At 60.2% G+C, this 1,214-nt stretch carries 1 protein-coding gene; it reads left to right on the top strand.

What is annotated here, in order from left to right; translation table 11 throughout:
* Positions 1 to 144 precede the first annotated feature (144 nt).
* A complete protein-coding gene (gene cysK, locus NW815_RS07875) occupies positions 145 to 1,101 on the top strand; it encodes a cysteine synthase A (protein ID WP_414390666.1) in 957 nt (318 codons plus the stop codon).
* The last annotated feature ends 113 nt before the right edge of the window (positions 1,102 to 1,214 follow it).

The raw sequence follows: 1,214 nt of genomic DNA, 5'->3' as shown, positions 1-1,214 counted from the left end.
AGAGGGCGGGGCTCCTGCGCTAGTAAGCTGAAAGGGGCATGCCAAGGAGCTTATTCAAGGGTTAGCCTCGCGTAAGGCCCTCGGTTGCTCCGGAGTTAAGGGCTAGGGCCCACTGCCGCGATGGTTTCTTCCTTTTTGTTAGCCATGAAAATCGCCGCCAACATCACCCAGCTCATCGGTCGCACCCCGCTGGTGCGGTTGAATCGGATCCCGCAATCGGAGGGGTGCCTGGCCGAGATCGTGGTGAAATTGGAGAGCTTTAACCCTGCCGCTTCGGTGAAAGACCGCATTGCCGTCAGCATGATCGAGGCTGCCGAACAGGCCGGTTTGATCACCCCCGGCAAGACCATCTTGGTGGAGCCCACCTCTGGCAATACCGGCATTGGCCTGGCCATGGCCGCTGCTGCCAAGGGTTACCGGCTCATCATCGTCATGCCTGAGAGCATGAGCCTGGAGCGGCGACTGCTGTTGAAAGCCTACGGAGCAGAGGTGCACCTGGCCAGTAGCGCCGGCGGCATGGGGGAAGCCATCTGGAAGGCTGAAGAGATCGTCCGCCGCACTCCCAACGCTTACATGTTGGGCCAGTTCACCAATCCCGCCAACCCCCGGATCCATGCCAGAACCACCGGCCCGGAAATTTGGGAAGATACCGATGGTCAAGTGGATATCCTGGTGGCAGGGGTAGGTACCGGCGGCACCATCACGGGGGCGGGCGAGTTTTTGAAGGGGAAAAACCCAGCCATTCGACTGGTGGCCGTTGAACCCAAGGCCAGTGCCGTCTTGAGTGGTGGACGGCCCGGCTTTCATCGCATTGAAGGGATCGGAGCGGGATTCGTGCCTGATGTGCTGCGGCGCGACCTGCTGGATGAGGTGATCTCAGTGGAAGATGAAGAGAGCATGGTCTACAGCCGGCGCCTGGCCAAAGAAGAAGGGATCCTCTCCGGCATTTCCACTGGGGCTGCCTTGGCGGGAGCCATCCAGGTGGGGCGGCGACCGGAAAACGCTGGCAAGCGGATTGTAATGATCCAGCCTAGTTTTGGGGAACGCTACCTGAGCACACCTCTTTTTCGCGACTTGGAGCGGGATTCCGATTCGAGATGACGATGATGCTGAGACTGCTGCCCTACAGGTCGCCCTGGCTCAGAGGGCGAGCTAGCATGGGTGAGAGTGACGTGGCGGAACGACAGACGCGCTAGACTTAGGATCTAGTGCCG

It is taken from the genome of Synechococcus sp. R6-7, assembly GCF_047461695.1.
Classification (GTDB): domain Bacteria; phylum Cyanobacteriota; class Cyanobacteriia; order Thermostichales; family Thermostichaceae; genus Thermostichus.
Note: the sequence above shows the minus strand (reverse complement) of the source record. Positions and strands in the feature narration are given on the sequence as shown.